This window comes from Citrobacter amalonaticus Y19 (genome assembly GCF_000981805.1).
GTDB lineage: Bacteria > Pseudomonadota > Gammaproteobacteria > Enterobacterales > Enterobacteriaceae > Citrobacter_A > Citrobacter_A amalonaticus_C.
The window spans coordinates 4,567,853-4,592,672 of record NZ_CP011132.1 but is presented as its reverse complement, the minus strand read 5'-3'; the positions used below and the strand labels follow the sequence as shown (position 1 = coordinate 4,592,672).

Sequence of the window (24,820 nt, the reverse complement as noted above, 5' to 3'; positions counted from 1 at the left end):
CCGGATGACGTTGTGCTTATCCGGCCGGCGAGTACCGATACGTTTTGTAGGCCGGATAAGCGTTAGCGCCATCCGGCAACGCTACATGAAGAGGAGAACTGACATGTCCACCCCTTTACTACAACTTCATGGGATCACCAAGATCTTCCCCGGCGTGCGTGCCCTTGAGAATGTGCAGCTCGATCTCTGGCCTGGCAAAGTGACCGCTCTGGTGGGCGAAAATGGCGCGGGTAAATCCACGCTGGTCAAAGTGATGACCGGCATCTATCAGCCTGAAGAGGGGGAAATCCTCTACAAAGCGATTCCTGTTCAGCTCCCGAATCCGGAAGCGGCGCATAAAATCGGCATCACCGCCATTCATCAGGAAACGGTGCTGTTCGATGAGCTGTCGGTGACCGAGAATATTTTTGTCGGCCAGTATCTGTATAAAGGTCTTCTCAAAAAGCTCGACTGGCCAGAAATGCACCGTCGGGCACAGGCGATCCTCACCCGGCTTGAGGTGCAGATCGATCCGCGCGCCACGCTGAAAACCCTGAGCATCGCCCAGCGCCACATGGTGGCCATTGCCCGTGCGCTCTCCTTTGAGGCCCAGGTGGTGATTCTCGATGAACCGACCGCCGCACTGTCACAGCACGAAATTCTGGAGTTTTATCAAATCGTTGAACGCCTGAAGCAGGAAGGCAAAGCGATTCTGTTTATCTCCCACAAGTTCGATGAAATCTTTGAACTGGCGGATTACTACACCATTCTGCGCGACGGCGTGTTTGTCAGTTCCGGCGACATCCATGAGATTAGCGAAGAGCGGATGGTCGCCATGATGGTGGGACGCGCCATTACCCAAACCTTCCCGAAAGTGGCCTGTGAGAAAGGCGAGACCGTGCTGGAGGTGAAAGATCTCTGTCATCCCACCGAATTTGCTCACATTGATTTCACCCTGAGAAAAGGGGAGATCCTCGGTTTTTACGGGCTGGTGGGCGCGGGGCGTACCGAGCTGATGCAGGCACTGTCCGGCGTTTCCCGGCCTTCTCACGGCGAGATCCGCCTCAACGGGCAGGCCATTCATTTTCATCAGCCCGCTGATGCGATTCGCGCCGGTATTGTCTGCGTGCCGGAAGAACGGCAAAAACAGGGGGCGATCATTGAAATGAGTATCGCCGAAAACATCAGCCTGCCGCAGTTGAGTAAGCTGAATCCGCGCGGCGTGCTCAATGCGGCGCGGGAGTGGCAACTGGCTGACAGCTACGCCAAACGCCTGCAGGTCAAAGCCTTTAGCTGGCGTCAGGCGGTCGAAACGCTTTCTGGCGGCAATCAGCAAAAGGTGGTCATCGGCAAATGGCTCGCCACCCATCCTGAAGTGATTATTCTCGACGAACCGACCAAAGGCATTGATATCGGCTCGAAGGCGGCGGTGCATCAGTTTATGTCCGAACTGGTGGCGCAAGGGCTGGCGGTGATCATGGTCTCCTCAGAACTCCCGGAAGTGATGGGCATGGCGGACAGAATTATCGTCATGCACGAAGGGTTGATGGTCGCACAATACCGCGCCGGTGAAGCCACAGCGGAGGCCATTGTCAGCGCCGCCAGCGGCATCGGTAAGGAGGCAGCATAATGATTCAACGTCTGCTCAAACATCGCGAAGCCCTGCTGGCCGCGGTCATCCTCCTGATGATCGCCGCCATCGGCAGCCGCGTCCCGTCGTTTGTCTCCCCCGGCAACCTGGCCGAAATCTTCAATGACACCGCCATTCTTATCATCCTGGCACTCGGGCAAATGATGGTGCTACTAACCAAAGGTATCGATCTGTCGATGGCCGCCAACCTGGCGCTCACCGGGATGATCGTCGCCCTGCTCAACTTCCACTATCCGGAAATCCCCGTCTGGGCGTTGATGTTACTGGCAACCGCCTGCGGTCTGGTGATGGGGATGATCAACGGTCTGCTGGTCTGGAAATTAGGTATTCCGGCGATTGTGGTCACGCTCGGCACCATGAGCATTTATCGCGGCATTATCTTTTTGCTGTCGAACGGCGGCTGGATTAACTCGCATCAGATGAGCGACAGCTTCCTCGCCCTCCCCCGTTTCGCCCTGCTTGGCCTGCCGGTACTGAGCTGGTGCGCCATCGCCGCCGTTATCGTGGTGAGCTACTTCCTGCGTTACAGCCGCACAGGGCGGGCGCTGTACACCGCAGGCGGTAACGCCACCGCGGCGTATTACACCGGGATCAACGCCGGGAAAATGCAGTTCGTCAGCTTCTGCCTGTCGGGTACCCTCGCCGGTTTCTGCGGCTACCTGTGGATTTCCCGATTCGCTGTTGCCTATGTCGATGTAGCTAACGGTTTTGAGTTACAGGTTGTGGCAGCCTGTGTGATTGGGGGTATCAGTACGATGGGAGGGATCGGTCGCGTGCTCGGCTGCCTGTGTGGCGCGTTGTTCCTTGGCGTGATCAATAACGCATTGCCCGTCATTGGCATCTCACCTTTCTGGCAGATGGCTATTTCAGGCGCGGTGATCGTGATTGCCGTTCTGCTCAACGAACGCAGCAACAAACAGAAAGGCCGTTTAATACTGCGCAACGCGGCGCTGGTACGGCAAAAACAGGCGGTGAACTCATGAATAAAGTGATGACGTCTGAAGCGATCGAACGCGCCCCCGCTACGCGCGCGGTCTGGCAGCGCCTGTTGTGCTGGGAGGGCTTTCTGCTTGCCGTCACCCTGGCGGTATTTATCGCCAATGCGCTGGCCTCGCCGTACTTCCTCAATATCTGGAATCTCTCCGACGCAACATTCAACTTCACCGAAAAAGCGATCATCGTTCTGCCGATGGCGATGCTGATCATCGCCCGGGAGATCGATCTCTCGGTGGCCTCAACCCTGGCGCTCAGTTCGACAGTCATGGGGTTTTGCGCGGCGGCGGGAATGGATACACCCCTGCTGGTCTGCGTCGGACTGGGAACCGGACTTTTGTGCGGGCTGCTGAACGGTATCCTGGTCACGCGGTTCAACCTCTCGTCCATCGTGATCACCATCGGCACCATGAGCTTGTATCGCGGCATAACCTATATTTTGCTCGGCGATCAGGCGCTGAACACCTGGCCGCAGAGCTTTGCGTGGTTTGGTCAGGGCTATGTCTGGGGGGCGCTGTCGTTCGAGTTCGCGCTGTTTATCGTGCTGGCGATAGCGTTCACCTTCCTGCTGCACAAAACAAATTTTGGACGCCGCACCTACGCCATCGGCAATAACCCGGTGGGCGCGTGGTATTCCGGCATTAACGTCAAGCGCCACAACCTGATTTTATTCGCCCTGGTCGGACTGATGGCGGGACTGGCCGCCGTCTTGCTCACCTCCAGGCTCGGCAGTACGCGTCCCACCATCGCGATGGGTTGGGAGTTGGCCGTGGTGACGATGGCGGTACTGGGCGGCGTCAATATTCTCGGCGGTTCCGGCAGTATGACCGGCGTCATTATCGCGGCATTCCTGATGGGACTGGTGACCTTCGGTCTGAGTCTGCTCAACGTGCCGGGCATCGTCATGTCGATCATCATCGGCGCGATGCTGATTGTGGTTATCTCGCTGCCCATCCTGACGCGTCGAATTCTGCAACGACGACGAATCTGAATCCCTCCGGCGACATGGAGTTTTGCCGCCGGAAATATCATCACTTTAAGGAGAAACAACATGAGTTTTATGCTGGCACTTCCGAAAATCAGTCTGCACGGCGCGGGCGCGATTGGCGATATGGTGAACCTCGTTGCAAATAAGCAATGGGGTAAAGCGCTGATCGTCACCGACGGTCAACTGGTTAAGCTGGGCCTGCTCGACAGCCTGTTTGCAGCGCTGGATGAGCACAAAATATCGTACCACCTGTTCGATGAGGTATTCCCGAATCCGACCGAAGCGCTGGTACAAAAAGGCTACGCGGCCTATCAGAACGCGAACTGTGATTACATTATCGGCTTTGGCGGCGGCAGCCCGATCGATACCGCCAAAGCCGTGAAAATCCTCACCGCCAATCCGGGTCCCTCCACCGCCTATTCCGGCGTGGGTAAAGTGAAAAAACCTGGCGTGCCGCTGGTTGCCATCAACACCACCGCTGGAACCGCCGCCGAGATGACCAGCAACGCGGTGATCATCGACTCCGGACGCCAGGTGAAAGAGGTCATCATCGATCCGAACATCATCCCGGACATCGCCGTGGACGATGCCAGCGTAATGCTGGAAATCCCCGCCTCCGTGACGGCGGCAACCGGTATGGATGCACTGACCCACGCGGTGGAAGCGTATGTTTCTGTCGGCGCGCATCCGCTGACCGACGCCAATGCGCTGGAAGCCATTCGCCTGATCAACCTGTGGCTGCCGAAAGCGGTCGATGATGGTCACAACCTGGAAGCGCGCGAGCAGATGGCGTTTGGTCAGTATCTGGCGGGTATGGCGTTTAACAGCGCGGGTCTGGGACTGGTTCATGCCCTGGCGCACCAGCCGGGTGCCACGCATAACCTGCCACACGGCGTCTGTAACGCCATCCTGCTGCCGATTATCGAAAACTTTAACCGCCCGAACGCAGTGGCGCGTTTTGCCCGCATCGCGCAGGCGATGGGTGTCGATACCCGTGGTATGAGCGATGAAGCCGCGAGTCAGGAAGCGATCAACGCCATCCGCGCGCTGAGTAAACGCGTCGGTATTCCGGCAGGTTTCAGCCAGCTCGGCGTCACCAAAGAGGATATCGAAGGCTGGCTGGACAAAGCGCTGGCTGACCCTTGCGCGCCGTGTAACCCGCGTACCGCCAGCCGTGACGATGTACGCGAGCTTTACCTGGAGGCGTTATGATCCGCAAAGCGTTCGTGATGCAGGTGAATGCCGACGCGCACGAGGAATATCAGCGTCGTCATAATCCCATTTGGCCGGAGCTGGAAGCAGTACTGAAGGCTCACGGCGCGCATCATTACGCGATTTATCTCGATAAAGAACGCAATCTGCTGTTCGCCACCGTCGAGATTGAATCCGAAGAACGCTGGAATGCCGTTGCCAGCACTGACGTTTGTCAGCGCTGGTGGAAGCATATGCGTGACGTCATGCCCGCGAACCCGGATAACAGCCCGGTGAGCGCGGAGCTGAAAGAAGTGTTTTATCTGGAGTAACCGATGAGCCCGGTAGGCATCAGCGCTACCGGGCCCTTTCATTTAGAAATAATATTTAAAGCGGACGCGCCCACCGTAACGATTGTCAGAATCGTCACCGTTCACGTTATCCCCGTCGCTATCCAGAATCGAGTAATATGCACCAAGGTAGATATTGAAGTTTTGCATATTCATCACGTTAGCGAATTGATACGACGCGTGGATAGTATGAATGTCATAAGTGCCTTCATTATTAATCCAGCAGCCGTCATCACACACCACGCCTTCAAAGTCATCAATCTTGTTATGCGCGTAGATATAGCCCAACTCAAAACGTTTCCACAGCGCGTTCACCCCGGTAGTAAAATCTTTTTCGTTGTTGGCATCAAGATACGCGGTATTCAGGTTTACCACGATGCCGTTTTCCGGATCGGTCTTTAAACCGTTCCACGTCATCGTCATACCGTAACCGGTACGGTCCGACTGATCGACAAACTTACCGTTGGCGTTGGTGTAACCGTACGCATTATTGACCACGTTCGCTTCCATCGCGGCAGCAACAGAGAACGCATCCTGTGACCACGAAATAACCGGACGCAAATAGGCAACGTTTTTCTGTTGATCCATTTCCCGACCGTGGAAATCGCCATCGTTATAGAGCGACGTCCCGTCTTCCAGCAGGGTGTTTAACTCAAAGTACCAGTTATCCACCTGTTTGCTGACCAGGAAGTTTCCGCCAGCATCAGAACGACCACGACCTTCTTTCATCATGTAAATATAGCCGCTGCCGTCGTCATACAGATCGTTAGCAGTATTCCCCGAGTGCTCAACAAACGTATCCTGATTGAGAGGGAACATATCATACGCTTCGAAGCGTCCGACCTTCACCTTCCAGTCATTCTCTTTACCAAAGAAGAAGACGGCATCATCAATATTCACCATGCCCTTCATGTCACCCAACGGTTGAGCGGAGAATCCGGCGTAATAACCATTATCCAGCTTACGCGTGCCGTCAAATCCCAACAAAATTCGGCCATTAATATTCCACTGTTCGTTGGTCGGATCGCTATTAACATTGGCATTGGTCATTGCCAGCAGGCCATGATTACTTTCCGCATCCATGTTGAATTCCACATCACCATAGATTTTCAGATCGCCATAACCGGACAGCAGCAGATTCGGTGATGCGGCATTCTTTTTCGTCTCCTCCGAAGTGGCCTGACCGTTTACGGGCGTGTTGCCCTGAGCCGCTTTAATTTCACGGATTTCGGTTGCCTGCTGAACCTGTAATTGCTGAACCTGATTTTCCGCTTTCGCTGCCCGATTTTCTGCCGCTTCCAGTCGCGCTTCCAGTAGTTCGAGTCGTTGTTCCAGTGTCATTTTTTGCGTTTTAGCAACACTATTATTAGCGACTAATAATAGACCTATTACTAAAGCCAGCGTCGATTTCTTCATTTATTCACGCTCTTTGAAATAAATAATGAACAGCGTATTTCTATTAGAAATACGCAGAATGAATAACGAAATAATATGTATTATTTTTATATTTGGTCGCATCAACAATTGATAAAAAGAATAATCAATGGTTACCGCGCTACAGGCCAATAATTACTAACATGCAGCTTTCTTTGTGTAAACGCAGAAAGCTTTAAGTTCGTGAGGAATATAACAAAAGGGCTAAAATAAACGAAATATCATAAAAAAATTAAATATGAATTAAGAGAAAAAATAATTAAAAGTAATCATTCGACGGCGCCTTTTGCATACCATAACGGTGAAACTCCAGGTTCGCTAAACTCTGCTCGGCAACCAGAATCGCCTGGGTATCCGCTTCCAGCGCTTTAAAGATATGCTCCTGATCGGCGGGATAACAAATATAGTCGCCCTCGCCCAACACTTCTGGCGCTTCTGTCAGTCCGACCAGCGCTTTTCCCTTCGTCACAATAATATGTTCGATCGATCCCGACGGATGTGGCTGGGAAATACGGTCGGCTCCGGGTTGGGTCAACAGCAGATAGATATCGCGCCGTGCGCCTGGCGGGCAGGCGGCCAGTAAAATCGCCTGATAGTGCGCCTGTTCGGCCACCACTTTTGTGCCCTCACCGCAACGGATCACCTGCGTTTTTTGCGCCTGCGGCTCCAGTAGCCGTGCAAAGGGAATATCCAGCGCCACACAGAGCGACCAGAGCGTTTCCAGGCTAGGATTACCATTCCCCGCTTCCAGTTGGGAAAGCGTCGACTTGGCAATCCCCGCCCGTCGGGCGATTTCTGCCAGAGACAGCCCCGTCCGCTGACGTTCGCGAACCAGACTTTTAGCAATCACGCTGATGGGTTGTGTCATACACGACTCCATGTTTTTTATATCGAACGAATCGTTCATCTTGTCAAACACCTGTGTTGCGTTCATTATAATGGAAATTCGTTCGATATGGCTAAATCATGACGCGCTTCTTCTCCTGTCTGAAGGCAGACACAATAAAAGCAATATTTCTGGTCTGCCTTGCCGTGGGCGTGGTAGGGATGTCCTACGGTTCACTGGCGATGGCTTACGGCTTCCCGGTCTGGGTGCCGTTTGTACTTTCTATTTGCGTACTGGCAGGTGCGTCCGAATTTATGTTTATTGGCATTGTCGCCAGCGGCGGCAATCCGATCGCCGCTGCCGCTGCTGGCTTACTGGTTAACGCCCGTCATGTCCCGTTTGGCGTGACGGTACGCGACCTGGTCGGCACCCGCGCGGCGAGCTTTTTCGGCTGTCATATTATGAACGATGAAAGCGTGGTGTTCGGCCTGTCGCAGAAAACCCCGGAGCAGCGCAAAGCCGCCTACTGGCTGTGCGGCCTTGGCGTCGCCATTCTGTGGCCGCTGGGAACCCTGCTGGGTACGGTGGTGGGGCAACTGTTGCCCGCCCCGGAAACCATCGGGCTGGACGCCGTGTTCCCGGCCATTCTGCTGGCGCTCGTCGTCCCGGCGTTTAAAAACCGCACCACGCTGATTCGTGGACTGAGCGGTGCCGTCGTGTCGCTCGCCGCCGTTCCCTTTGCGCCGGTCGGACTGCCGGTTCTGCTCTCCCTGCTGGGTTTACTGACGAGGAAGAAATAATGGGCAACATGACGCTGTTCATCGTCGGCATCGCCATTTTATCGGTGGGAACCTATTTAATGCGCCTCGGCGGCGCCAAACTCGGCAGCCGACTGGCACTCTCTGAGCGCTCTCAGGCATTACTTTCCGACGCGGCTACCGTGTTGCTGTTTTCCGTCGCGCTGGCGACCACCTTTTATGAAGGCGAGCACTTTGCCGGCATGGCGCGCGTCCTCGGCGTCGCCTTCGCGGTCTTCCTCGCCTGGCGAAAAATGCCATTGATTGTGGTGATTATCGCCGCTGCCGTGGTCACGGCATTGTTGCGGATGACGGGGATACACTAAAAAAGCGCCCGCGGGCGCCTTCACGTGTTAACAACAATTTGTCGTTCAGGTTTTCGCTATCTGTTCGTCTATCCAGGCGATAACGGAGTCAATATCCAGCGTTTGCGCCTGGTCTACTGTTAATACCGGCCCGAGCCGCATCGGACCGGCGCGTTCTGCCAGTTGCGCCAGTTCAGGCAGATACTCCTCGCCAGGATGACCCGGCTTACGGGCCTGTAACCGGGTGGCATAGCGTGCCACCGCCAACTCGGGCGTAATGTGGTTCCACACCTCAACCACCTTCTCAACGCCCGCCTGCTGCAATAGCTGCTGCAACGTCTCGCGAGGCTGAAAACCAAACCAGGCGTCCACCAGCCAGACGACGCTCGCCGGTGAGTGACCGATAATCGACCAGATCACTTCATAGGCCGCACAGCCCAACTGCCGGTTGAAAGGCCGGTCAATATCCGTAAAGCGCGCCATAAACGGCTCTTTGATCCCATCAATCGTCAGCAGCGGCAGACTGAATGTTTCGGAGAGCTGACGGGTAATCGTACTCTTACCTGAAGCGGGGATCCCGTTGATTAAAATGACTGTTTTACAGTCTGGCGAGAGGTGTCGTTTCATAGCAGCGCGACCACCTCTTCCCGGGAACTTGCCGCCCGCAGCTTCGCCATGCGTTCATCGTTATCGAGTAACGCGATGATGGCGCGAATGCCCTCTTCGATATGCGCATTACTGTCCTGCGCGCCAAACATAATGACAATATCGGCGGCTTCACTGTCGGCAAACTGAATGGGCTTATCCAGTAGCACCATGCTAAAACAGTTGCGCTTCACCCCACACTCTGGACGGGCATGGGGGATCGCGACACCTTCATCAAACACATAATACGCCCCATGACTGAGGGTGTTGTCGATAACCGCCTGACCGTATTCCGCTGAAATATACCCTTTTGCAACCAATGGACTGGCCGCCAGTTGAATCACCTTCTGCCAGTCCGTTTCCGCTACACCAACCTGAATGGCATCGGCCTCGATAAGTAATTCTTTTATCGTCATAACGACTCCCTAAGAGCTTAATGAATATGGCTCTAAATATTCCGGCGAATAACATTACGTAACGCATCTATACGTACAAAAAGCGAATCAATTTCCTGTCGGTGCGTTTGGCTTTTGGCATAAACCGACAGCGCCCGGTTATAGGTAAGCATTAATGCTTTCTGTATTTCGCCATTACCGGGGTTGCCCTGCAGTTCACCTTCCAGTCTGGCGATTTCTGCCGCCAGAACACGGGATTGCTCATCATATTCTTCCGGCGGGCGTGTTTCTTTTTTCCATAACGATTTCAAAGATTCAAACATAGCGATCCCCCGCCCTGATGGACAACAGGGCAACAAAATATCATTTATTAATAACGGAGTTATTTAAATAACGCGATCTTTTCCATTAATACCTGGGTTACCGCATTGTTTGCCGGAATTAAAAACTTACGTACGCTGTCATTCACCTTGCCTTTCTCAAAGGTATTTTTACACTGGTCGACCCATTGCACGTTCATTTCCGTGCCGACATTCACTTTATTAATGCCTTCGGTGACCGCCAGGCGCATATCGTCATCGCTCACCCCCGTCCCACCGTGTAATACCAATGGAACAGCGGTCGCGGCGCTGATCTCTTTCAGCCGCTGATGTTGAATCTGCGCCTTGCCGGTATACAGACCGTGCACCGTGCCCACCGACACCGCCAGCATGTCGACCTGCGTTTCATCAACAAAGCGTTTGGCATCTTCTACCGTCGTAAAGCAGATATCTTCCGCCGCCACCGCTTTACCATCTTCTGAGCCGCCAATAGCCCCGAGCTCGCCTTCTACCGTAATATTTCGTGGCCGCGCCATCTCCACCACGATGCGGGTATTACCGATATTCTCTTCCAGCCCCAGGTGCGAACCGTCATACATGACCGAGGAGAATCCGGCGTTCATCGCCGTCTCAATGGCGCTGATATCAGAACAGTGATCCAGATGCAGGCAGGTCGGGACATCCTCGCTCTCCGCCAGCGAACGTACCGCATCCACTAACAGGCGATAGCCCAGATATTCTGCCGTCCCGGTTGAAATCTGAATCATTAACGGGCTATTCGTTTTTTGCGCCGCTTTAAAAAACGCGGGCAGCATTTCAATACAGTGCAGATTAAAAGATCCAATCGCTTTGAAATTTCTTTCCTGGCCGATTTTAAGGATCTCGTTGAAGTTATACAGACTCATGAACATTTTCCCCTTTTGGCTTAGTGGATTTACCGTTTACGAACCATGCCAGTGCGGCAACAAAAACAATGAACAATGCAACAAAGAGCCAGTTATTCTGGAAGGCGTGGCCCAGGACGAGACCAGAGCTGATGACGTCTGAATCGCTGAATGTGACGCCGGTGAAACCGTAGGTTTCCAGCATCGGCACCAGAATCGCAGGCAAGAAGGTGATGAACAGACCGTGAACCACGCCGCCGATCATCGCCCCGCGACGACCGCCCAGCGCATTGCCAAAGACCCCCGCCGTCCCGCCAGCAAAGAAGTTGGTCAGCAGACCCGGCAGAATCATCGCCAGACCAAACATCGGGAACACCAGCATGCCGATGATGGAACCAACGGTTGTCGCCAGGAATCCAACAATCACCGCGTTGGGCGCATAAGGGAACAGAACCGGGCAATCCAGCGCCGGCTTGGCATCCGGGACGATACGCATGGCGATACCGCGAAACGCCGGAACCAGTTCGTTGAGCAATAAACGCACGCCGCTGTAAAGCACGAAGACACCGGCCACAAACTGAATGGACTGCATAAAGGCATACATCAGGTAGTTAACGCCGCCGGAGAACTGGGCAATATATTCCGGACCCGCCGCCAGCGCCGGAATGAGGTACATCGGTACCATCACGACCGCCATTGCAAGGTAAGTATCCTGCAAGAACTTGAAGTTATCAGGTAATTCGAGGTCTTCCGTGGAGCGAGACCCTTTGCCCACCACTTTAGCCACCGCCGCCTGTACCAGGTAGCCAATGGTGCAAAAGTGTCCCAGCGCCACATCATCCGAGCCGGTGATACGTCTGACCACCGGTTGCGCCAGCGCAGGCATCAGAACCGCCATGATGCCGCCAAAAATACCGCCGGTCAGAATCAGCGGCAGTCCGGTCAGACCCGATTTATAACCAATGACCGCGCCAATGGTCGCCATCCACAATAACGCCTGTCCGGTCAGGAAGATGTATTTCAGCGGCGTCAGACGCGCGATGATGATGTTAACGGCAAAAATCACCATCAGGGTTAACGCTACTTCCGAGCCCAGCTCGCGGTTGGCTAATCCGGCAATGGCGGCCACATCGGTAATGTAGCCCTTCATGCCAAATCCCTGAGTAAAAATATCGTTCAGGAAGGTCAGTGTGGCGACAATAATGTTGATCCCGGCCATCATGATTAAAAAACCGAGCAACGTTTTAAACGTGCCTTCTGCGGTTTTTCCCGGCGATTTCTTTTGCAGGATAAGCCCGAGCATCGCAATAAACGCGATTAATATCGACGCCTGACCGAGCAAATCTTTAACGATGAATTCAACGAAGCTATTCATAATGGGCTACCTTCAGATTCCGCTCTTTTAAAAACGCGACGATCTTGGCTTCAATTTCGTCTTTGTCTGTGAGCTTATTCAGTACCACGACCCGTTTAATTTCTTCTTCGCTGGCGTCAGCCGTTAAGATGTCAGCAAAGGTTTTTTGCGTCAGGATCATGTCGGATTTAAATGCCCCTGCTTCGGATACCGTGGTATGTTCGATATGAGCAGGAATTTCCAGTTTCTTTAAAACCGCTTTCGCCGTCATTTCAATAGCAAAACTTGAACCGAGGCCGCAGCCACATACGCAAAGAATTTTAAGCATGTAAGGTCTCCTCAAATAATATTGAGTTGTTTGGCAAGTTTGTAATGATGTCCTTCTGTATCAACCAGACGTTTTTTCATACTTACGAGATCAATCGGAATAGGTTTATTGCTTTGATTTATAATAATCGCTTTATTTTTCATCCCTGACAGGATGCACCGAACCACTTCGCTCGCCATAATGGTGCCCTGATAAATTTCTTCACAGGTCGGATCGCCATTACGTAAACCGTAACCGACTATCGTTTTACGAATTCGCTCGCCAATACGCGGTTCGAGTTGCTTAATCATTGTGTCAATCGCTCCCTGAAAGCCGGGAGAATATTCTCGGGTGTAGCCTTCGGAGCACAGAATAATCACGCTGTTCTGGACAGACAGTTTCTGCTTCACCCGCTGCGCTAAGGTTTCAAGCGGCATCTGGGATTCCGGGATCAGGGCAATATCCGCATTGCATTTAATGGCTGATTGCAGTGTTAATTCGCCACAATATCCGCCCAACAATTCCACCATAAACACGCGACCGGGTAGCGCTCTGCCCGTATTTCTTAAACGCGAAACCTCCTTAATAATCTGTTCGCAGGCGGTCGAAAAACCAATCGTATAATGGCTGCCATAAACATCATTATCGATAGTCATCCCTACGCCAAAACAATTAATATCAAACTCGCTCAGGGTATTGAGAAACTGTAAACTGCCGTCGCCGCCCGCCATAATCAGCACATCAATGTGCAACGACTTGAGTTTTCTGGCGATCGTTTCATACTCGCTACGCTGCAACTTCCGGGTGGTTCTTCCTGAGGTAATGACAGGTATCGCCGCGATAGAAAAATCAACCAAATCTCGCCATGTCACGTCATGGTGATTTTTCTCCAGTAAACCGGGGATACCACCATTGAATAACGTAATTTTTGCATCCGCGAGTCTGGCGACCTGGAATATGAAATTATTTATTCCAGAAACGTCTCCACCACTAATGACAATACCCATTTTCATTGCGTTTCCTCCGAAGCGTCCGTGGAAACATTTTTCCCTGACTTCAAGCCTGATATTTGCAACGAAGATCACATAATGCCGATAAATTCGTAATCACCTAATATTGACAGGCTCATTATAAAGCTGTTTTTTGTGATGCATATCTCATTTATAAATTGAATTTAATCCAAAGATTATTTTTCAATTCCCTTACTTATCATTGAGTTAATTCAACATGAAAAAACCGACAGTAAGACTCCCTCGGCAACGGGTTATATCGTTTTTATAAAAAGAGAAAAATGTGATAGCTATCGCTTTTTTTTACGATGAAGAGGTCCACAACGCCTCTATTTTTCCCGGTGTGAGGCGTCAAAATGTGGGCTTGCGCACAAAGGCTGCTCATGCTTAGCGCGAATTATGTCATTGCCCGCCGACATATTGCCGCTCATCTCATCGTCTGTTCATCGTTAAAATCATAAAAATGATTTTAACGGAGTCACTCTATGTCGGAACTCAACGAAAACTGTATTGATCTGAATATTCAGGGTAATACTCCTTATTCCATACTCAAACAGCTCGCGGAAATAGCGTTTAAGAATGGCTATATCACCGATCGCCCGTTATTTCTGCAAACGCTACTGATGCGGGAAAAACTGCATTCCACCGGATTCGGCTCAGGCATCGCCGTTCCTCACGGAAAAAGCGTCTGCGTGAAGCAACCCTTTGTTCTGTTTGCCCGTAAAACCCAGAGTATTGACTGGAAGGCCAGCGATGGCGAAGGCGTCAACTGTTGGATCTGCCTCGGCGTGCCACAAACCGGTGAAGAGGACCAGGTCAAAATCATCGGCACGCTATGCCGCAAAATTATCCATCAGGATTTCATCAATCAACTGAAACAGGGTGACGCCAGTCAGGTGCTTGCCCTGTTAAATCAGACCTTAACCTCATAAGGAAGCGGCTATGGAGTCATCCTTACGTTTAGTGGCAATCACCAACTGTCCTGCGGGCATTGCTCACACCTACATGGTCGCGGAAGCGCTGGAACAAAAAGCGCGTTCGCTCGGTCACACCATTAAAGTCGAAACCCAGGGGGCAAGCGGCGTCGAAAACCGCCTGACTCAGGATGAAATTGCCGCGGCTGATTACGTCATTTTAGCCACCGGGCGAGGCTTAAGCGGTGAAGACAGGGCGCGTTTCGCCGGGAAAAAAGTCTATGAGATCGCCATTTCTCAGGCACTGAAAAACATCGACCAGATTTTCACGCAGTTACCGTCTCATTCGCAGCTTTTTGCCGCCGATAGCGGCGTGAAGCTCGGTAAACAAGATGTCCAACAGGGCAGCGTAATGAGCCATCTGATGGCCGGTGTTTCCGCTGCCCTGCCGTTTGTTATCGGCGGCGGTATCCTGGTCGCTATCGCCAATATGCTGGTACAGTTTGGCTTGCCCTATACCGATATGTCGAAAGGATCGCCGTCATTTACCTGGATTATCGAATCCATCGGCTATCTGGGTTTCACCTTTATGATCCCGATTATGGGGGCGTATATCGCGTGGTCGATTGCCGATAAACCCGCCTTCGCTCCGGCGTTTCTGGTTTGCTATCTGGCTAACGATAAAGGTCTGCTCGGCACTCAGTCCGGCGCGGGATTTCTCGGTGCGGTGGTCCTGGGATTGGCGATCGGTTATTTCGTGCTGTGGTTTCGTAAAGTGCGACTCGGCAAAGCGCTCCAGCCGCTACTTGGCTCAATGCTGATCCCGTTTGTCACTCTGCTGGTGTTTGGCGTATTAACGTATTACGTCATCGGCCCGGTGATGTCAGATATCATGGGTGGCCTGCTGCACTTCCTGAATACCATTCCACCGTCAATGAAGTTAGGCGCAGCCTTCCTCGTTGGGGCGATGCTGGCATTTGATATGGGAGGGCCAATCAACAAAACCGCATGGTTCTTCTGCTTCTCGCTACTGGAAAAACATATCTATGACTGGTACGCCATTGTCGGCGTAGTCGCATTGATGCCGCCCGTCGCGGCGGGTATTGCCACCTACCTGACGCCAAAACTGTTTACTCAACAAGAAAAGGCGGCCGCCAGCAGCGCGATTGTGGTCGGCGCCACCGTCGCTACCGAACCGGCGATTCCCTACGCGTTGGCCGCACCGCTGCCGATGATTACCGCGAATACGCTCTCCGGCGGCATTACCGGTATGCTGGTGATCGCCTTCGGAATCAAACGCCTCGCGCCGGGATTAGGTATCTTTGATCCTCTGATCGGCCTGATGTCACCGGTCGGTTCCTTTTATCTGGTGCTGGCAATCGGTCTGGCGCTGAACATTTCGTTAATCATCATCCTGAAAGGATTGTGGCTCAGACGTAAAGCCGCGCAGCAGGAGCTTGCACATGAACATTGAGTTACTTCAGCAGTTATGCGAGGCCAGTGCCGTCAGCGGCGATGAGCAAGAAGTGCGCAATATCCTCATCAACACGCTGGAGCACGACGTAGATGAAATAACCTTTGACGGTCTCGGCAGTTTTGTCGCCCGCAAAGGCAACTGCGGGCCAAAGGTGGCGGTGGTGGGCCATATGGATGAAGTTGGCTTTATGGTCACGCATATCGACGATAATGGTTTTCTGCGTTTCACCACCATCGGCGGTTGGTGGAATCAGTCAATGCTCAACCATCGGGTCGCCGTTCGCACGCGCAAGGGCGTTAAAATCCCCGGAATCATCGGTTCCGTCGCGCCGCATGCGCTAACGGAAAAGCAAAAGCAGCAGCCGCTGACCTTTGACGAGATGTTTATCGATATTGGCGCGAGCAGCCGCGAAGAGGTGGAAAAACGCGGCATCGCCATGGGTGATTTCATTAGCCCGGAAGCGAACTTTGCCCGCTGGGGTGACGACAAAATCGTTGGTAAAGCGCTGGATAACCGCGTCGGCTGTGCGCTAATGACAGAACTGTTACAGACGGTGAATAACCCCGACATTACGCTTTACGGCGTCGGCAGCGTGGAAGAAGAAGTTGGACTGCGCGGGGCGCAAACCTCAGCAGAACATATCAAACCTGATCTGGTTATCGTGCTGGATACGGCAGTCGCAGGCGATGTGCCCGGCATCGACAACATTAAATACCCCTTGAAACTGGGCGCAGGGCCAGGCCTGATGCTGTTTGATAAACGTTACTTCCCCAATCAGCAACTGGTCGCTGCGTTAAAAGCGTGTGCGGAAGGTAGCGCTGTTCCGGTGCAGTTTTGCACCATGAAAACCGGGGCAACGGACGGCGGGCGCTATAACGTGATGGGCGGAGGTCGCCCGGTCGCGGCGCTCTGTTTGCCTACCCGTTACCTTCACGCTAACAGCGGCATGATTTCCGCGAAGGACTATGACGCCCTGTTTACGCTGGTGCGCGAACTGCTGACGTCGTTGACCGCGGATAAGGTCAACGCATTTACCGATTTTCGTCAGGTGAACTGATGCTCAGTGAACGCCAGTTAACGCTCGTCGACCTTCTTGAACAACAGCCCTGCTCGCTAAACGCGCTGGCGCGGCAAACTGGCGTTTCGGGCAGAACCATCCTGCGCGATATTGATTACATCAACTTTACGCTCAGCGGTAAGGCCCGCATTCAGCCTGGCGGTAACGCAAGCTATCAACTGGAGATCATCGACAGGCGCAGCTTTTTCCAGCTTCTGCAACGCCATGATAATGATGACCGGTTGCTGGCGCTCCTGCTGTTGAATCCTTTTACTCCCCGCGTACAGTTAGCGGCTGCGCTTAACCTGCCGGAAACCTGGGTTGCCGATCGTCTGTCGCGTCTGAAGCAGCGCTATGAACGTGCATTTTGCCTTTCCAGTCGCCCGGGCGTTGGCCATTTTATTGATGAGCCTGAAGAAAAACGCGTTGTTCTGTTGGCGAACCTACTCAAAAAAGATCCGCTGTTAATTCCGCTCCCTGGCGTGACGCGAGACAATGTGGAACGACTCAACGCCGCCTGCGAACGTCTTGATGCGTTTGCGCTGATGTCGGGAGAATATCTTGCGAGTCTGGTACTGGCGGTCTATGCGCTACGTAATCAGCTCACCCGCACATGGCCGGAATGTCGGCATACGTTGCTAAAAAATATCGTGGAGCAGAGCGGGATCTATCTCGGCGAGAACGCGTTCAACACGCTGTTCGGACTGCTGGAAACACAGCAACAACAGGCAATGACCATATCTGCCGAAACGGTGGTTTCTTTGCTGCAACGTGTGCCCGGCGTTGCCGCGTTGAACATCATTGATACGCAACTGGTTGATAATATTACCGGTCACCTGCGCAGATGCGTTTCGGCCCCGATCTGGGTTCCGGAACATCGCCAGAGCAGCATGAATAACCTGAAAGCCGCCTGGCCCGCCGCGTTCGACATGAGCCTGCGTTTCATTGCGCTGCTGCGTGAGCAATTGGCTATCCCGTTATTCGACAGCGATCTGATTGGGCTCTACTTTGCCTGTGCGCTGGAGCGGCATCAAAATGAACGTCAGCCCATCATTTTGTTATCCGATCAAAACGCCATTGCCACCATTAACCAGCAGGCTATTGAGCGTGACGTATTGAATTGCCGGGTCATCATTGCGCGAACTCCCGGTGATGTGATCTCAATATGTCAGGAGGTGGAACCGCTGCTGATCGTTAATAACAGCCATTACCTTCTGGATGATTCATTAAAAAATGTCCTGACCATCAAAAACATCATTTCTTCCGCTGGCACTGAACAAATCAAAAGCTTTCTCGCCACCGCGTTTATTTGCCAGCAGCCGGAACGTTTCTTTTCTGAATCAGGCAGTTTCCACTATGCCAATACCCCCGACGAAGGCTGGCTCAACATCATCCGCCAGATTTGTACCCGACTTGTGGCACAAGACCAGATTACCGACGATGAGGCGCAACGTATCTGCGCTCGAGAAGGCGAAGGTGAAAACCTGATAGTCAATCATCTGGCAATCCCCCATTGCTGGAGCGAACAAAAGCGCCGTTTTCGCGGATTCTTTATTACCCTCGAACACGCTGTTCTGGTCAATAATGACCCCGTGAACCATGTGCTGATCGCCTGCGCCGCCGCCGATGCGCGTCATGAACTAAAAATCTTCAGCTATCTGGCCAGCGTGCTATGCAGTCATCCTGCTGAAACCATTTGCGGGTTAAAGGGATATAAGTCATTTATTGGACTACTAAAACAGTAAACGCAGAAACGAAAAAAGCGCCTCTGGGGCGCTCTTTCGACAGTAACTTGCGATTTATTTAGTCAGTTCCGCCGTCATGTGCACGCGGTTACCGGTGTAAGCCTGTGTGATTTTGTAGGAACTTGCACCGGCTTGTTCAGCCTGCGCAGCGATTTTTGCTTCAGCGCTTTCCAGAGTAGAACCGGTAGCGGTCACGGACTGGGCAGCGAAAGAGCCGAAAGAGGTAGCGAGAGCGATAATTGCGACAAAAGTTTTGATGCTTTTCATGATATAAACCCTTCAAGTTAGTTGTTTGAGTAAGGCACCGTGCCTTGATGTGATAAATAATAGGCCGTTACTCAGACAACTAAAAGCGGAAGGATTTGCTTATATCATTCAAATTAACTGAACATAAATCATTCAGCGATTAAACGCTGTGGATGCGTATAAATGGTTGCCTTGCCCGGCTTACAGAACCCCACCAGCGTCAGATTACAGCGCTCGGCAACTTCAATGGCGAGCGTGGTGGCGGCGGAAACGGCGAACAGGATCTCGACGCCGCACATTGCGGACTTCTGCACCATCTCATAGCTGGCGCGACTGGAGACCAGCGCCGCGCCCGGCAGCCAGCGTTCCCCTTCTGCGGCACGTCGTCCCAGCAGTTTATCCAGCGCAACATGTCGACCGACATCTTCATGTCCGCCCGCCAGTTCGCCTGATGGCATCACCCACGCCGCAGCATGCGTACAGCCGGTGAGCTGTCCCACGGGTTGAAAATCCTTCAGATGCCTTAACGCGTGGTCAAGCCTGGCGAGATGAAAGGTCTGGGTGAACGGCAGTGGCTGTACGGGTTTACCGATATCACTAAGCTGCTCAACGCCGCATACGCCACAGCCGGTGCGTCCGGCCAGCGCGCGACGACGCTCTTTCAACCCCATAAAACGACGACTGGAAAGTTCGATCTGGACTTCAAGACCGTTACAGGAGGGAACCACATCCATGCCATAGATCTCGCGCGGGCTGTCAATAATCCCCTCGGAGAGGGAAAAACCGACCGCAAAATGTTCCAGATCCTTCGGCGAAGCCATCATCACAACATGAGAAATGCCGTTATAGACCAGCGCAACGGGCACCTCTTCGGCTACCTCATCCGGCTGAGGGTGTTGCAAATCCTCACGTTTCCAAAGGTTAACCTGTCGGGAACTCGTGACATTTATCACATTTTTAACTTCTTCTGGATGTATCTTATTCACTTTCTTTTAACCGTATAAGAACACACATACCAACATTGTGGTATTCTGTCACAAGCCCCTCCTGGATGGAGGGAATTGACCCAATTCTGGACCTTTGCGGTCCCGTCCGCAAAGAAAAATAACAACCACACCCTGAGCGCTCACCAACATGAATGTGAAAGGGATGTGACAATGTCGAAAAAGGAGCAAACCATGCAGGTCAGCAGAAGGCAGTTCTTTAAGATCTGCGCTGGCGGTATGGCAGGCACCACGGCGGCAGCACTGGGCTTTGCGCCCGGCGTAGCGCTCGCGGAAACACGGCAATATAAACTGCTGCGCACCCGCGAAACCCGTAATACCTGCACTTACTGTTCCGTTGGTTGTGGGCTGTTGATGTACAGCCTCGGCGACGGTGCAAAAAACGCCAAAGCATCTATCTTCCATATCGAAGGTGACCCGGACCATCCGGTCAACCGTGGCGCGCTCTGCCCGAAAGGGGCCGGTCTGGTGGACTTCATCCACTCCGAAAGCCGCCTGAAATTCCCGGAATACCGCGCGCCAGGCTCGGATAAATGGCAGCAGATCAGCTGGGATGAGGCATTCGACCGCATCGCTAAGCTGATGAAAGAAGACCGCGATGCTAACTACATTGCGCAAAACGCCGATGGCGTTACCGTTAACCGCTGGCTTTCTACCGGGATGCTGTGTGCGTCCGCGTCCAGTAACGAAACCGGCTTTTTAACACAAAAATTTACCCGCGCGCTCGGTATGCTCGCGGTCGACAACCAGGCGCGTGTCTGACACGGACCAACGGTAGCAAGTCTTGCTCCAACATTTGGTCGCGGTGCGATGACCAACCACTGGGTCGACATCAAGAACGCCAACCTCATCGTGGTGATGGGCGGTAACGCCGCTGAAGCGCACCCGGTAGGATTCCGTTGGGCGATGGAAGCGAAAATTCATAACGGCGCGAAGCTGATTGTGATCGATCCTCGCTTTACGCGTACGGCGTCGGTAGCCGATTTCTACACGCCTATTCGTTCTGGTACTGACATTGCCTTCCTGTCAGGCGTCATTCTGTACCTGCTGACTAACGAAAAATATAACCGCGAATATACCGAAGCCTACACCAACGCCAGCCTGATCGTGCGTGAAGATTTTGGCTTCGACGATGGCCTGTTTACTGGCTATGACGCGGATGCACGCAAGTACGACAAAACCAGCTGGAACTATGAGCTGGACGAAAACGGCTTTGCGAAACGCGATACCACCCTGCAACACCCGCGCTGCGTCTGGAACCTGCTGAAACAGCACGTTTCCCGCTATACGCCGGACGTGGTGGAAAACATCTGCGGTACGCCAAAAGCCGATTTCCTGAAAGTGTGCGAGTACATTGCAGAGACCAGCGCGAAAGACAAAACCGCGTCGTTCCTGTATGCACTGGGCTGGACGCAGCACTCCATTGGTTCGCAGAACATCCGTACCATGGCGATGATCCAGTTGCTGCTCGGCAACATGGGGATGGCAGGCGGCGGCGTTAACGCCCTGCGCGGTCACTCCAACATTCAGGGGCTGACGGACTTAGGCCTGCTGTCACAAAGCCTGCCGGGCTACCTGACGCTGCCGAATGAGAAGCAGACCGACCTGCAAACGTATCTGACCGCCAACACGCCGAAACCGCTGTTGAAAGACCAGGTCAACTACTGGGGCAACTACCCGAAATTCTTCGTCTCGTTGATGAAAGCCTTCTATGGCGATAAAGCGACCGCGGAAAATAACTGGGGCTTTGACTGGCTGCCGAAGTGGGACAAAGGGTACGACGTACTGCAATACTTCGAGATGATGAAAGAGGGTAAGGTCAATGGCTACATCTGCCAGGGCTTCAACCCGGTCGCGTCATTCCCGAACAAAAACAAGACGATTGCGTCACTGTCTAAACTGAAGTTCCTGGTGACTATCGATCCGCTTAACACGGAGACCTCCACCTTCTGGCAAAACCACGGTGAGTCGAACGATGTGGATCCGTCGAAAATCCAGACCGAAGTGTTCCGTCTGCCATCCACCTGCTTCGCCGAAGAGAACGGTTCAATCGTCAACTCCGGTCGTTGGCTACAGTGGCACTGGAAAGGCGCAGACGCCCCGGGGATCGCGGTGACTGACGGTGAAATCCTGGCCGGTATCTTCCTGCGCCTGCGTAAGATGTATGCCGAACAGAGCGGTGCCAACCCGGAACAGGTGCTGAGCATGACCTGGAACTACTCCACCCCACATGAACCGGCATCGGAAGAAGTGGCGATGGAGAGCAACGGCAAAGCATTGGCCGATCTCATCGACCCGGCAACGGGCGCAGTGATCGTGAAAAAAGGCCAACAGCTCAGCTCGTTTGCCCAACTGCGTGACGACGGCACGACTTCCAGCGGCTGCTGGATTTTCGCCGGTAGCTGGACGCCGGAAGGCAACCAGATGGCGCGTCGCGATAACGCCGATCCATCCGGTCTCGGCAATACGCTGGGCTGGGCATGGGCGTGGCCGCTGAACCGCCGCATCCTGTACAACCGTGCTTCCGCTGACCCGCAGGGCAACCCGTGGGATCCGAAGCGCCAAATCCTGAAATGGGACGGTGCGAAGTGGGGCGGGATGGACATTCCGGACTACAGCGCCGCCGCACCCGGCAGCGATGTTGGACCGTTCATCATGCAGCCGGAAGGGATGGGTCGCCTGTTTGCGCTCGACAAGATGGCGGAAGGGCCGTTCCCGGAACACTACGAACCGTTTGAAACGCCGCTGGGGACCAACCCGCTGCATCCGAACGTTATCTCTAACCCTGCCGCCCGTATCTTTAAGGGCGACGCCGAAGCGCTGGGTAAAGCCGATAAGTTCCCGTACGTCGGGACCACGTATCGTCTGACCGAGCACTTCCACTACTGGACCAAGCATGCGCTGCTCAACGCCATCGCACAGCCGGAACAGTTTGTGGAGATAGGCGAAACGCTGGCGAACAAGCTCGGCATCGCGCATGGCGATACCGTTAAAGTCTCCTCTAACCGCGGCTATATCAAAGCCAAAGCAGTGGTGACCAAGCGTATTCGCACGCTGAAGGCAGACGGTAAGGATATCGATACTATCGGTATTCCCATTCACTGGGGCTATGAAGGCGTGGCGAAGAAAGGGTTTATTGCGAACACCCTGACGCCGTCGGTGGGCGATGCAAACTCACAAACGCCAGAATTTAAGTCCTTCCTGGTGAACGTGGAAAAGGTCTAACGGAGACGACTTATGGCTTATCAATCGCAAGACATTATCCGTCGTTCCGCGACTAACGGTTTCACCCCCGCGCCGCGTGCGCGGGACCATCAGGAAGAGGTGGCGAAGCTCATCGACGTCACCACCTGCATCGGCTGTAAAGCCTGTCAGGTGGCCTGTTCAGAGTGGAACGACATCCGTGATGAAATCGGTAGCAACGTCGGGGTGTATGACAACCCGGCGGATTTGACCGCCAAATCCTGGACGGTGATGCGCTTCTCGGAAGTGGAGCAGAACGACAAACTGGAATGGCTGATCCGCAAGGATGGCTGTATGCACTGTGCCGATCCGGGCTGCCTGAAGGCGTGTCCGGCTGAAGGGGCGATCATTCAGTATGCCAACGGAATTGTCGACTTCCAGTCTGAGCAGTGCATCGGCTGCGGTTACTGCATCGCCGGTTGCCCGTTCGACGTGCCGCGACTGAACCCGGAAGACAACCGCGTCTACAAATGTACGTTGTGCGTTGACCGCGTGAACGTCGGCCAGGAACCGGCCTGCGTGAAAACCTGCCCAACGGGTGCTATCCACTTTGGTTCCAAAGAGGATATGAAAACACTGGCAGGCGAGCGCGTGGCGGAGCTGAAAACCCGTGGCTACGACAATGCAGGCCTTTACGATCCGGCGGGCGTGGGTGGAACGCACGTGATGTATGTGCTGCACCATGCCGACAAACCGAATCTGTATCACGGTCTGCCGGAGAACCCGGAAATCAGCGCCACCGTGAAATTCTGGAAAGGGATCTGGAAGCCTCTTGCAGCGGTCGGCTTTGCCGCGACCTTTGCGGCCAGCATCTTCCACTACGTCGGTGTCGGTCCGAACCGTGCGGATGACGAAGAAGACAACCTGCATGAAGAGAAAGATGATGAGGTGCGCAAATGAAAAAACGTGACACCATCGTGCGCTACACGGCGCCGGAACGCATCAACCACTGGGTCACCGCTTTCTGCTTCGTGCTGGCGGCGGTGAGCGGACTGGGCTTCTTCTTCCCGTCCTTTAACTGGCTGATGCAAATCATGGGGACACCGCAACTGGCGCGTATTCTGCACCCGTTCGTGGGCGTCATCATGTTTGCCTCGTTCATCATCATGTTCTTCCGTTACTGGCACCACAACCTGATCAACCGGGACGACATCTTCTGGGCGAAGAACATCCGCAAGATTGTCGTCAATGAAGAGGTGGGCGACACCGGACGGTATAACTTCGGTCAGAAATGCGTGTTCTGGGCGGCGATTATCTTCCTGGTGCTGCTGCTGGTGAGCGGTGTGATCATCTGGCGTCCGTACTTTGCGCCAGCGTTCTCCATTCCGGTGATCCGCTTCGCGTTAATGCTGCATTCATTTGCCGCCGTCGCGCTGATTGTGGTTATCATGGTGCATATTTACGCCGCGCTGTGGGTAAAAGGCACCATTACGGCAATGGTGGAAGGCTGGGTCACCCGCTCATGGGCGAAGAAACATCACCCGCGCTGGTACCGTGAAGTTCGCGAAAAGCAGGATAAGACCCAGCCGTAAGCTGAGGCGGTTCGCGAGTCAACAACGTAGCGCCGGATGCCTTTGCATCCGGCGTTATTTTTTAGGGGTATCGCGCGGTTTTGACAACTTTTTGACAACTTTATACAGATAACAGACCAACCGGCGATGCGGTCGCATAAGAATGGAATCGATTCTTAAGACAAGGAGACGTA

General features: G+C 53.5%; 24 protein-coding genes and 1 pseudogene. 14 read left to right on the top strand and 11 right to left on the bottom strand.

Going from position 1 to position 24,820, the window contains the following annotated elements; all coding sequences use genetic code 11:
- Positions 1 to 103 precede the first annotated feature (103 nt).
- The 5 genes from F384_RS21200 to rhaM are packed head-to-tail and all read left to right on the top strand — an operon-like array spanning position 104 to position 5,134.
- On the top strand, positions 104 to 1,609 hold the full coding sequence (locus F384_RS21200) for a sugar ABC transporter ATP-binding protein (protein WP_046493197.1): 1,506 nt from the start codon (positions 104 to 106) through the stop codon (positions 1,607 to 1,609).
- Positions 1,609 to 2,613 (top strand): ABC transporter permease, encoded by a 1,005-nt coding sequence (locus F384_RS21195; RefSeq protein WP_046493194.1) that lies wholly within the window; start codon positions 1,609 to 1,611, stop codon positions 2,611 to 2,613. Before F384_RS21200 ends, F384_RS21195 begins: the two co-directional genes overlap by 1 nt.
- Entirely contained in the window at positions 2,610 to 3,614 is a 1,005-nt protein-coding gene (locus F384_RS21190; RefSeq protein WP_046493192.1) for an ABC transporter permease, read from the top strand. Before F384_RS21195 ends, F384_RS21190 begins: the two co-directional genes overlap by 4 nt.
- 60 nt (positions 3,615 to 3,674) lie before the next feature.
- Positions 3,675 to 4,823 (top strand): lactaldehyde reductase, encoded by a 1,149-nt coding sequence (gene fucO, locus F384_RS21185; protein WP_046493191.1) that lies wholly within the window; start codon positions 3,675 to 3,677, stop codon positions 4,821 to 4,823.
- Positions 4,820 to 5,134: an L-rhamnose mutarotase gene (rhaM, locus tag F384_RS21180; RefSeq protein WP_046493188.1), complete on the top strand. Its 315-nt coding sequence runs from the start codon at positions 4,820 to 4,822 to the stop codon at positions 5,132 to 5,134. Before fucO ends, rhaM begins: the two co-directional genes overlap by 4 nt.
- A gap of 42 nt (positions 5,135 to 5,176) precedes the next feature.
- Here the strand turns inward: rhaM and F384_RS21175 are convergent, their stop codons facing one another.
- Together F384_RS21175 and F384_RS21170 are read right to left on the bottom strand one after the other, a co-directional pair.
- The gene (locus F384_RS21175) at positions 5,177 to 6,568 is read right to left on the bottom strand and encodes a carbohydrate porin (RefSeq protein WP_046493187.1); all 1,392 of its coding nucleotides are present in this window, start codon (positions 6,566 to 6,568) and stop codon (positions 5,177 to 5,179) included.
- 340 nt (positions 6,569 to 6,908) lie between these two features.
- A pseudogene (locus F384_RS21170) lies at positions 6,909 to 7,454 on the bottom strand (helix-turn-helix domain-containing protein); the annotation flags it as partial.
- Positions 7,455 to 7,552: 98 nt separating this feature from the next.
- Between F384_RS21170 and F384_RS21165 the strand changes: the two are divergent.
- On the top strand, positions 7,553 to 8,212 hold the full coding sequence (locus F384_RS21165; protein WP_046493185.1) for an AzlC family ABC transporter permease: 660 nt from the start codon (positions 7,553 to 7,555) through the stop codon (positions 8,210 to 8,212).
- Positions 8,212 to 8,535, top strand: coding sequence for an AzlD domain-containing protein (locus tag F384_RS21160; RefSeq protein ID WP_046493183.1), 324 nt, complete (start codon positions 8,212 to 8,214; stop codon positions 8,533 to 8,535). Before F384_RS21165 ends, F384_RS21160 begins: the two co-directional genes overlap by 1 nt.
- Positions 8,536 to 8,580: 45 nt before the next feature.
- Here the strand turns inward: F384_RS21160 and F384_RS21155 are convergent, their stop codons facing one another.
- From F384_RS21155 to F384_RS21125, 7 genes are read right to left on the bottom strand one after another with little or no spacing between them, the layout of a single operon-like run.
- Positions 8,581 to 9,141: an AAA family ATPase gene (locus tag F384_RS21155; RefSeq protein ID WP_046493181.1), complete on the bottom strand. Its 561-nt coding sequence runs from the start codon at positions 9,139 to 9,141 to the stop codon at positions 8,581 to 8,583.
- Complete coding sequence (locus F384_RS21150) at positions 9,138 to 9,575, bottom strand: PTS sugar transporter subunit IIA (RefSeq protein WP_046493179.1); 438 nt, start codon at positions 9,573 to 9,575, stop codon at positions 9,138 to 9,140. The genes F384_RS21155 and F384_RS21150 overlap by 4 nt, the downstream gene beginning before the upstream one ends.
- 32 nt (positions 9,576 to 9,607) lie before the next feature.
- A complete protein-coding gene (locus F384_RS21145; RefSeq protein ID WP_046493177.1) occupies positions 9,608 to 9,877 on the bottom strand; it encodes a hypothetical protein in 270 nt (89 codons plus the stop codon).
- Between the two features lie 59 nt (positions 9,878 to 9,936).
- Positions 9,937 to 10,779, bottom strand: coding sequence for a class II fructose-bisphosphate aldolase (locus F384_RS21140; RefSeq protein ID WP_046493175.1), 843 nt, complete (start codon positions 10,777 to 10,779; stop codon positions 9,937 to 9,939).
- The gene (locus tag F384_RS21135; protein WP_046493173.1) at positions 10,766 to 12,133 is read right to left on the bottom strand and encodes a PTS sugar transporter subunit IIC; all 1,368 of its coding nucleotides are present in this window, start codon (positions 12,131 to 12,133) and stop codon (positions 10,766 to 10,768) included. Before F384_RS21135 ends, F384_RS21140 begins: the two co-directional genes overlap by 14 nt.
- On the bottom strand, positions 12,126 to 12,440 hold the full coding sequence (locus F384_RS21130; protein ID WP_042325486.1) for a PTS sugar transporter subunit IIB: 315 nt from the start codon (positions 12,438 to 12,440) through the stop codon (positions 12,126 to 12,128). Before F384_RS21130 ends, F384_RS21135 begins: the two co-directional genes overlap by 8 nt.
- Before the next feature lie 11 nt (positions 12,441 to 12,451).
- Positions 12,452 to 13,432 carry a 6-phosphofructokinase gene (locus F384_RS21125; protein ID WP_046493170.1) on the bottom strand — a complete coding sequence of 327 codons (981 nt, stop codon included), beginning with the start codon at positions 13,430 to 13,432 and terminating at the stop codon, positions 12,452 to 12,454.
- A gap of 482 nt (positions 13,433 to 13,914) precedes the next feature.
- Here F384_RS21125 and F384_RS21120 point away from each other — a divergent pair, with 482 nt between their 5' ends.
- The 4 genes from F384_RS21120 to F384_RS21105 are packed head-to-tail and all read left to right on the top strand — an operon-like array spanning position 13,915 to position 18,622.
- Positions 13,915 to 14,361, top strand: coding sequence for a PTS fructose transporter subunit IIA (locus tag F384_RS21120; protein ID WP_046493168.1), 447 nt, complete (start codon positions 13,915 to 13,917; stop codon positions 14,359 to 14,361).
- A gap of 10 nt (positions 14,362 to 14,371) precedes the next feature.
- Positions 14,372 to 15,817, top strand: a complete 1,446-nt coding sequence (locus F384_RS21115) for a PTS fructose-like transporter subunit IIBC (protein ID WP_046493166.1) — start codon at positions 14,372 to 14,374, stop codon at positions 15,815 to 15,817.
- Positions 15,807 to 16,877: an aminopeptidase gene (locus F384_RS21110; RefSeq protein ID WP_046493163.1), complete on the top strand. Its 1,071-nt coding sequence runs from the start codon at positions 15,807 to 15,809 to the stop codon at positions 16,875 to 16,877. Before F384_RS21115 ends, F384_RS21110 begins: the two co-directional genes overlap by 11 nt.
- A complete protein-coding gene (locus F384_RS21105) occupies positions 16,877 to 18,622 on the top strand; it encodes a putative frv operon regulatory protein (protein WP_046493161.1) in 1,746 nt (581 codons plus the stop codon). The genes F384_RS21110 and F384_RS21105 overlap by 1 nt, the downstream gene beginning before the upstream one ends.
- 54 nt (positions 18,623 to 18,676) lie before the next feature.
- On the opposite strand, the gene F384_RS21100 is transcribed toward F384_RS21105, so the two are convergent.
- Both F384_RS21100 and fdhD read right to left on the bottom strand, forming a co-directional pair.
- Complete coding sequence (locus tag F384_RS21100) at positions 18,677 to 18,889, bottom strand: DUF1471 domain-containing protein (protein ID WP_046493159.1); 213 nt, start codon at positions 18,887 to 18,889, stop codon at positions 18,677 to 18,679.
- 128 nt (positions 18,890 to 19,017) lie between these two features.
- Positions 19,018 to 19,854, bottom strand: coding sequence for a formate dehydrogenase accessory sulfurtransferase FdhD (fdhD, locus tag F384_RS21095; RefSeq protein WP_046493156.1), 837 nt, complete (start codon positions 19,852 to 19,854; stop codon positions 19,018 to 19,020).
- Positions 19,855 to 20,046: 192 nt separating this feature from the next.
- Here fdhD and fdnG point away from each other — a divergent pair, with 192 nt between their 5' ends.
- From fdnG to fdoI, 3 genes are read left to right on the top strand one after another with little or no spacing between them, the layout of a single operon-like run.
- Positions 20,047 to 23,097, top strand: a complete 3,051-nt coding sequence (gene fdnG, locus F384_RS21085; protein WP_080950004.1) for a formate dehydrogenase-N subunit alpha — start codon at positions 20,047 to 20,049, stop codon at positions 23,095 to 23,097.
- 12 nt (positions 23,098 to 23,109) lie between these two features.
- Complete coding sequence (fdxH, locus tag F384_RS21080) at positions 23,110 to 24,015, top strand: formate dehydrogenase subunit beta (protein WP_046493147.1); 906 nt, start codon at positions 23,110 to 23,112, stop codon at positions 24,013 to 24,015.
- A complete protein-coding gene (gene fdoI / locus F384_RS21075) occupies positions 24,012 to 24,647 on the top strand; it encodes a formate dehydrogenase cytochrome b556 subunit (protein WP_046493145.1) in 636 nt (211 codons plus the stop codon). The genes fdxH and fdoI overlap by 4 nt, the downstream gene beginning before the upstream one ends.
- The last annotated feature ends 173 nt before the right edge of the window (positions 24,648 to 24,820 follow it).

Coding starts and splice junctions, on each gene's coding strand:
- F384_RS21200 (WP_046493197.1), top strand. CDS start 104: ATGTCCACCCCTTTACTACAACTTCATGGGATCACCAAGATCTTCCCC.
- F384_RS21195 (WP_046493194.1), top strand. CDS start 1,609: ATGATTCAACGTCTGCTCAAACATCGCGAAGCCCTGCTGGCCGCGGTC.
- F384_RS21190 (WP_046493192.1), top strand. CDS start 2,610: ATGAATAAAGTGATGACGTCTGAAGCGATCGAACGCGCCCCCGCTACG.
- fucO (WP_046493191.1), top strand. CDS start 3,675: ATGAGTTTTATGCTGGCACTTCCGAAAATCAGTCTGCACGGCGCGGGC.
- rhaM (WP_046493188.1), top strand. CDS start 4,820: ATGATCCGCAAAGCGTTCGTGATGCAGGTGAATGCCGACGCGCACGAG.
- F384_RS21175 (WP_046493187.1), bottom strand. CDS start 6,568: ATGAAGAAATCGACGCTGGCTTTAGTAATAGGTCTATTATTAGTCGCT.
- F384_RS21165 (WP_046493185.1), top strand. CDS start 7,553: ATGACGCGCTTCTTCTCCTGTCTGAAGGCAGACACAATAAAAGCAATA.
- F384_RS21160 (WP_046493183.1), top strand. CDS start 8,212: ATGGGCAACATGACGCTGTTCATCGTCGGCATCGCCATTTTATCGGTG.
- F384_RS21155 (WP_046493181.1), bottom strand. CDS start 9,141: ATGAAACGACACCTCTCGCCAGACTGTAAAACAGTCATTTTAATCAAC.
- F384_RS21150 (WP_046493179.1), bottom strand. CDS start 9,575: ATGACGATAAAAGAATTACTTATCGAGGCCGATGCCATTCAGGTTGGT.
- F384_RS21145 (WP_046493177.1), bottom strand. CDS start 9,877: ATGTTTGAATCTTTGAAATCGTTATGGAAAAAAGAAACACGCCCGCCG.
- F384_RS21140 (WP_046493175.1), bottom strand. CDS start 10,779: ATGAGTCTGTATAACTTCAACGAGATCCTTAAAATCGGCCAGGAAAGA.
- F384_RS21135 (WP_046493173.1), bottom strand. CDS start 12,133: ATGAATAGCTTCGTTGAATTCATCGTTAAAGATTTGCTCGGTCAGGCG.
- F384_RS21130 (WP_042325486.1), bottom strand. CDS start 12,440: ATGCTTAAAATTCTTTGCGTATGTGGCTGCGGCCTCGGTTCAAGTTTT.
- F384_RS21125 (WP_046493170.1), bottom strand. CDS start 13,432: ATGAAAATGGGTATTGTCATTAGTGGTGGAGACGTTTCTGGAATAAAT.
- F384_RS21120 (WP_046493168.1), top strand. CDS start 13,915: ATGTCGGAACTCAACGAAAACTGTATTGATCTGAATATTCAGGGTAAT.
- F384_RS21115 (WP_046493166.1), top strand. CDS start 14,372: ATGGAGTCATCCTTACGTTTAGTGGCAATCACCAACTGTCCTGCGGGC.
- F384_RS21110 (WP_046493163.1), top strand. CDS start 15,807: ATGAACATTGAGTTACTTCAGCAGTTATGCGAGGCCAGTGCCGTCAGC.
- F384_RS21105 (WP_046493161.1), top strand. CDS start 16,877: ATGCTCAGTGAACGCCAGTTAACGCTCGTCGACCTTCTTGAACAACAG.
- F384_RS21100 (WP_046493159.1), bottom strand. CDS start 18,889: ATGAAAAGCATCAAAACTTTTGTCGCAATTATCGCTCTCGCTACCTCT.
- fdxH (WP_046493147.1), top strand. CDS start 23,110: ATGGCTTATCAATCGCAAGACATTATCCGTCGTTCCGCGACTAACGGT.
- fdoI (WP_046493145.1), top strand. CDS start 24,012: ATGAAAAAACGTGACACCATCGTGCGCTACACGGCGCCGGAACGCATC.